This window comes from Metabacillus fastidiosus NBRC 101226 (assembly GCF_001591625.1).
Classification (GTDB): domain Bacteria; phylum Bacillota; class Bacilli; order Bacillales; family Bacillaceae; genus Metabacillus; species Metabacillus fastidiosus.
Window position 1 is genome coordinate 1 of record NZ_BCVG01000165.1, and the last position, 5,846, is coordinate 5,846.

The following is a 5,846-nucleotide window of genomic DNA, read 5'->3' on the forward strand; positions in this document are numbered from 1 at the left end:
ACATCCTGTAGGCCTCAACTAACCATCAGTAGAGGATAAGAAAAACCTCCACTGATGGAGGTTTCACTTTATATTATCTTTGTCATTGTAACGTGGGGAATACCTGCGTCCATGAAGAGTTTAGAAACAGTTTTATATCCAAATCGTTCGTAAAATGGAATAGCTTTCGTTTGCGCATTTAATTTAAGTTTATTTAAACCCTTTTGGCTTGCCAGCTTTTCCAAATATTCCATGATGAGAGACCCAGCACCTTTATTACGGTAGTCTTTCAAAATGCAGATTCGCTCTAGTTTACCGTATTCATCTACAATTCGAAAACGGGCTGCACCGACTGGCTTTTCTCCATCATAGAGAACGAGATGATCGGCTTCGTTTTCAAATTGATCGATTTCTTCTTCGACTGGTACTTTCTGTTCTTCTACGAAAACAATTTTACGAATGTTGAAAGCATCTTCTAGTTGTTTGTCTGTCGTAACGATTTTTATTTCCAAGTTAATTGCATTCCTTCCCTAATAAGAAAGTATCATAAACGGTCCAAGTTCCATTTTCTAACTGATAAAGAAGATGGAAGCGGTCAACCGTTTCTTCATGCTCAAAATTACGCATTTTTAAGCTGCCAAGAACGTCAGAATGTTCATCTTCAGATAGATTTTGCCCAACTGTAATATGCGGAACGAATGAATATTCAGGCTTTTCATCTAAGATGCCGCTATGCAATTTAGAGTGAAGGTCGAGCAATTGCTTAGTAGGTTCTATTTTTAAATAAATGACTTTATTAACAGGTGAAAATGAGCTTACTTTTTGGATGTTTAGTTTGATTGGCTGTGTATCCTCAGCGATTTTATGAAGCTCTTGAACAATCGGTTTAATTTCTTCATCAGTCGCAAAAAATGCAGATTTAATTGTAACATGAGGTGCGATTAAAGCGTAGTTCGTATCATATCTTTTACGATATGAATTTACAGCATCCTGGATTTCCTTTGATGGAAAAAGAACAATTCCATATTTCATAGTATTCCCTCCTTGAAATTTTTGATAAATATAGTATAACAAAAAAATAATAAAGTGAAACTTTCATTCATACTAGTTGTTAAAACTTAATAAAAGTCGAATTTAATTAAACATTGTTCTAAAGATAGGTGTTAATGAAGCCTGCCAATATTTCCATAAATGTTCCCCTTTAAATTCCTCATAAAAGCTTGAAAAACCTTTTTGTGTTAGCAATTTATTCAGTTCTCTGTTCGGTGTGAGAAAATCTTTTACACATCCGTCCATCATTTTTACCTCTGTTTCTTTATCCCCAATTTGATGATAAATGACTGGAGAGGAAGAGGAGGTAAAGTTTTCAACTGCCTGTAGTACAGCTTCATTCACATATGGAGATTGTAAGATAAGCTTTGTAAAAACAGCAGGCTGTAAGAGACCTGCCATTAAAGAGACAGTTGCACCTAAAGAGTCTCCTATTAGTGTATATTCTGACTTTCCTTTAAGTGCCGGAAATTGATTATCTAAGTAAGAAACTAGCTCATCTGTTAAAAAATTCATATATTTTTCGAATTTATGACCATCTGGATGATACTTTTCCTTGCGGTCATCTACATTAATATATGGGATACCAATAATAATTAACTGTTTCATATCTTCTTCCATTAAGGTTTCAACTTGTCTGGCAATGCGGCCGAAGCGGAAATAGTCGAGACCATCTTGAGCAATAAGTAAATTATAATGTAAAAAAGGTGAAAAGTTTCTAGGTGAGTAGATAAGAAGTGTCATCTCTTCCTGCAATGCTTCAGAATAGAAAGATTGTTCCCTTACAATTCCAATTCGTTTCATCGTGGAATCCTCCTTCTGGCCATTTCTTAAATCATTAACTATATTTTACCATGAATAGTTACAAAAATAGTGTAACTATGCTCAATTTAAAGTCGTAAAATAGGTAGTTATTTCTTTATTTTGGAGTCAGAACAATGACTATTGCAATATTGAAAAAATTCGGGTAAACTGATAAAGGTAGTCATAATTTCATATTTTCTTATCTAGAGAGGCAGAGGGACTGGCCCTATGAAGCTTCAGCAACCGGTCAATTTTTTTATTGCCAAGGTGCTAAATCCAGCAAGCGGTATCTCGTTTTAGCTTGAGAGATAAGGAGAAGCCAGATCTTATAAAAATTCAGTCTTCTTCTTAAACGAAGGAGGCTTTTTTAGTTAAAGAAAAAGATTGTCAAGCAACTTCTTCACGCTTATTTTACTACTACAATTATGAGGATGGTGTTTTTAAATGAGTCAGAAAATAGAAACAATCTTAGCACAAATAGGAAACCGCAGTGAAACGGTAACAGGAGCAGTTGCACCACCGGTTCATTTTTCTACAGCTTTTCGCCATGCTGGAATCGGAGAGTCAACTGGATTTGATTATATTAGAACAACGAATCCGACACGTCAATTAGTCGAAAAAGCAATTGCTAAATTAGAGCATGGGGACCAAGGTTATGCATTCAGCTCAGGTATGGCAGCTATTCAAACGATTATGGCTTTATTTAAGAGCGGGGATGACCTGATCGTTTCAGCTGATCTATACGGTGGAACATACCGTCTATTTGAGAGAGAATGGGTAAAATACGGATTAACATTCCAATACGATGATTTTCAAAATTTAGAAGAAATGGAAAAGAAAATTAATCCGAATACAAAAGCATTATTTGTGGAAACACCGACAAATCCATTAATGCAGGAAGCGAATATTAAAGAGCTTTGTAAAATTGCAAAACGCCATAATTTATTAGTTATCGTCGATAATACGTTCTACACTCCGTTAATTCAACAGCCTATTCTAGATGGCGCTGATATCGTTATGCATAGTGCGACGAAATATTTAGGCGGGCATAATGATGTTTTAGCTGGTCTTGTTGTTACGAAGGGAAAAGAGCTTTCAGAGGAAATGGCAAATCACCATAATGCGATCGGCGGGGTATTATCCCCATTTGATTCATGGTTATTGCTTCGAGGGATGAAAACATTATCTCTTCGTATGAGACAGCATGAAGAAAATGCAAAAGAGATCGCTAAGTTCCTAGAGGAACAGCCGGAAGTAACAGACGTATTATACCCAGGAAAAGGCGGTATGCTTTCATTCCGTTTAGAGCGTGAAGAATGGATCAATCCATTCCTTAAAAATATCGGAATTATTTGTTTTGCTGAAAGCTTAGGTGGAATCGAAAGCTTAATAACGTATCCGGCAACACAAACACATATGGATATTCCGGAAGAGATTAGAATTGCAAATGGTGTCTGTAACAGACTTCTACGTTTCTCAGTTGGTGTAGAACACGTAGAAGATTTAAAAGAGGATTTAAAACAAGCATTTGTTAAGATGAAGGGAGCAGAAACGATTGAGCGATAATAATTGGTCATTTCAAACTAAATTACTTCATAATGATGCAAAAGTTGATCGTGCGACAGGGGGAGTAAGTGTCCCAATCAATCATTCTTCAACATTCCATCAATTTGATGTTGAAGAATTCGGAAAATACGATTACAGCCGTTCAGGAAATCCAACGAGAGAAACAGTTGAAAATGCGATTGCTGAACTGGAAGACGGAACGAGAGGCTTTGCTTTTTCATCAGGAATGGCTGCTATTTCAACTGCATTCCTGCTGTTATCTCAAGGTGACCACGTTCTTGTTACAGAAGATGTGTACGGCGGTACATTCAGAATGGTAACAGAAGTGCTTACAAGATTCGGAATCGAGCATTCTTTCGTTGATATGACAGACTTAGATGCAGTGAGAGCTAAAGTTCAGCCGAATACGAAAGTTATTTATATGGAAACACCGTCAAATCCATTTTTGAAAGTGACAGACATTCGTGGAGTTGTGGAAATAGCGAAGGAAAATGACTGTCTGACATTCCTTGACAATACATTTTTGACACCTGCATTACAACGTCCATTAAACTTAGGTGTTGATATTGTTCTTCACAGTGCAACGAAATTTTTAGCAGGTCATAGCGATGTGCTTGCAGGGCTTGCAGCTGTTAAAGACCCTGAATTAGGACAAAGATTATATAAACTGCAAAATGCATTCGGTGCAGTGTTAGGTGTTCAAGATGCATGGCTCGTGTTAAGAGGAATAAAAACATTGCATGTTCGTATGGAACATTCAAGCAAATCGGCACAAAAAATTGCAGAATTTTTAAGTAAGAATGATAAAGTTTTAGAAGTATATTATCCTGGTTTAAAAGATCATCCGGGCTATGATATTCAAAATGTACAAGCAGATGGGCCTGGTGCTGTTCTATCATTCAAGCTTGAAGATGGAGAAGCAGTTAAAACATTGCATAAACATTTGGAACTGCCAGTTTTTGCAGTAAGCTTAGGAGCAGTTGAAACAATTCTTTCTTATCCAGCAAAAATGTCCCATGCTGCTATGACACAGGAAGCACGTGACGCACGCGGGATTACAGATGGAGTTCTGCGCTTAAGTGTCGGATTAGAAAATGTTGATGATTTAATCCGTGATTTAGACAATGCTCTTGCAAAACTGCCACAACCGAAAAAGAACCTTGTACGATAAGCCACTTAATTGTGGCTTTTTGTCTTTATTTTGGGTATGAAATCCTTTGACTCTATTAATATTCCTCATGTTATGATAGATTTACAAACAATTACATAAATATTACAAAGGGGGAAGGATTTTGAAAAAACTTAGAAAGAGTTTTTTATTTGTTGTGTTATTAACGCTTACAATGGTTCTTGCTGCCTGTAGTGGAGGAAAAGAGAAGACTAGCGGAGGAGTAGCAGGCGAAGAAAAGAGCGGCAGCGGAAATAAAAATCTAAGTCTATTAACAGGTGGAACTGGCGGTACATATTATCCTCTTGGCGGACAAATTGGAAAGATTATTTCAGATAACACGGCTGCAAATATTACACCGCAAACATCTGGTGCTTCTGCAGAGAATATGGAAACATTAAGAGCAGGTGATGCAGAAATAGCATTTTCACAAACAGATATTGCAGCATATGCAATTGAAGGAAAAGAGATGTTTAAAGATAAAGCAATTGATAATATTCAAGCGATCAGCACTCTTTATCCGGAAACAGTACAGCTCGTAACGACAGCAAAATCGGGAATTAAATCTATTGAAGATTTAAAAGGGAAGAAAGTTTCAGTAGGTGCTCCTGGATCTGGCGTTTATATTAATGCAATGCAAATATTAGAAATTCATGGTTTGTCTGATAAAGATATAAAAGCTCAAAATCTATCTTTTGATGAGTCAGCAGATGGCATTCAAGCGGGAAATATTGATGCTGCATTTATTACGGCTGGTACGCCAACTGGTGCAGTAGAAGCATTATCAGCACAAAATGATATCGTAATTGTTCCAATTACTGATGAGAAAATAAAAGAACTAATTGCAAAGTATCCATACTATGCGGAAGAAACAGTTCCAAACGGAACATATAGTATTAAGGAAGATATAAAGACAGTAGCGGTTAAAGCAATGTTAGTTGTTAAAAAGGACGTAGAGGAAGATTTAGTATATGAAATGACGAAAGCATTGTATGAAAATACAGATAAAATTACACATGCTAAAGGTACGTTTATTACAGCTGAAACAGCACGGGAAGGTTTAGGTAATATGCAATTACATCCGGGTGCAGCTAAATATTTCGATGAGTTAGATGAAAAAGCAGGCACGAAGTAAGCAGATATTCAAGTATTAGATGAACTGCTGGCCGGATCTTTTTACGGGCAGCTGATCCTCACCTATTTTTCTTGTCCTTTTCAGAATCTTAGGATGGGGATCTTTTTGATTATTAAGTATCATATAAAGTGAAACTTCTATCAG

General features: G+C 36.5%; 6 protein-coding genes and 1 riboswitch. Of the genes, 3 read left to right on the forward strand and 3 right to left on the reverse strand.

Features of this window, described 5'->3' with window-relative positions; genetic code table 11:
* Positions 1 to 68: 68 nt before the first annotated feature.
* The 3 genes from BFA01S_RS20625 to BFA01S_RS20635 form a co-directional block, all read right to left on the reverse strand.
* Positions 69 to 491 (reverse strand): GNAT family N-acetyltransferase, encoded by a 423-nt coding sequence (locus BFA01S_RS20625; protein WP_066235379.1) that lies wholly within the window; start codon positions 489 to 491, stop codon positions 69 to 71.
* A 1-nt stretch (position 492) separates the two neighbouring features.
* Entirely contained in the window at positions 493 to 1,011 is a 519-nt protein-coding gene (locus BFA01S_RS20630; protein WP_066235382.1) for a YjcG family protein, read from the reverse strand.
* A gap of 102 nt (positions 1,012 to 1,113) precedes the next feature.
* A complete protein-coding gene (locus BFA01S_RS20635; RefSeq protein ID WP_066235383.1) occupies positions 1,114 to 1,833 on the reverse strand; it encodes an alpha/beta hydrolase in 720 nt (239 codons plus the stop codon).
* Between the two features lie 196 nt (positions 1,834 to 2,029).
* Positions 2,030 to 2,148: riboswitch (SAM riboswitch) on the forward strand.
* 129 nt (positions 2,149 to 2,277) lie between these two features.
* On the opposite strand from BFA01S_RS20635, the gene BFA01S_RS20640 reads away from it, so the two are divergent.
* From BFA01S_RS20640 to BFA01S_RS20650, 3 genes are all read left to right on the forward strand, one after another.
* Positions 2,278 to 3,399, forward strand: a complete 1,122-nt coding sequence (locus tag BFA01S_RS20640) for a methionine biosynthesis PLP-dependent protein (RefSeq protein ID WP_066235385.1) — start codon at positions 2,278 to 2,280, stop codon at positions 3,397 to 3,399.
* Positions 3,389 to 4,570, forward strand: a complete 1,182-nt coding sequence (gene metC, locus BFA01S_RS20645) for a cystathionine beta-lyase (RefSeq protein ID WP_066235387.1) — start codon at positions 3,389 to 3,391, stop codon at positions 4,568 to 4,570. Before BFA01S_RS20640 ends, metC begins: the two co-directional genes overlap by 11 nt.
* 121 nt (positions 4,571 to 4,691) lie before the next feature.
* Positions 4,692 to 5,702, forward strand: a complete 1,011-nt coding sequence (locus BFA01S_RS20650; protein WP_082800114.1) for a TAXI family TRAP transporter solute-binding subunit — start codon at positions 4,692 to 4,694, stop codon at positions 5,700 to 5,702.
* Positions 5,703 to 5,846: the final 144 nt, after the last annotated feature.

Coding starts and splice junctions, on each gene's coding strand:
- BFA01S_RS20635 (WP_066235383.1), bottom strand. CDS start 1,833: ATGAAACGAATTGGAATTGTAAGGGAACAATCTTTCTATTCTGAAGCA.
- BFA01S_RS20640 (WP_066235385.1), top strand. CDS start 2,278: ATGAGTCAGAAAATAGAAACAATCTTAGCACAAATAGGAAACCGCAGT.
- BFA01S_RS20630 (WP_066235382.1), bottom strand. CDS start 1,011: ATGAAATATGGAATTGTTCTTTTTCCATCAAAGGAAATCCAGGATGCT.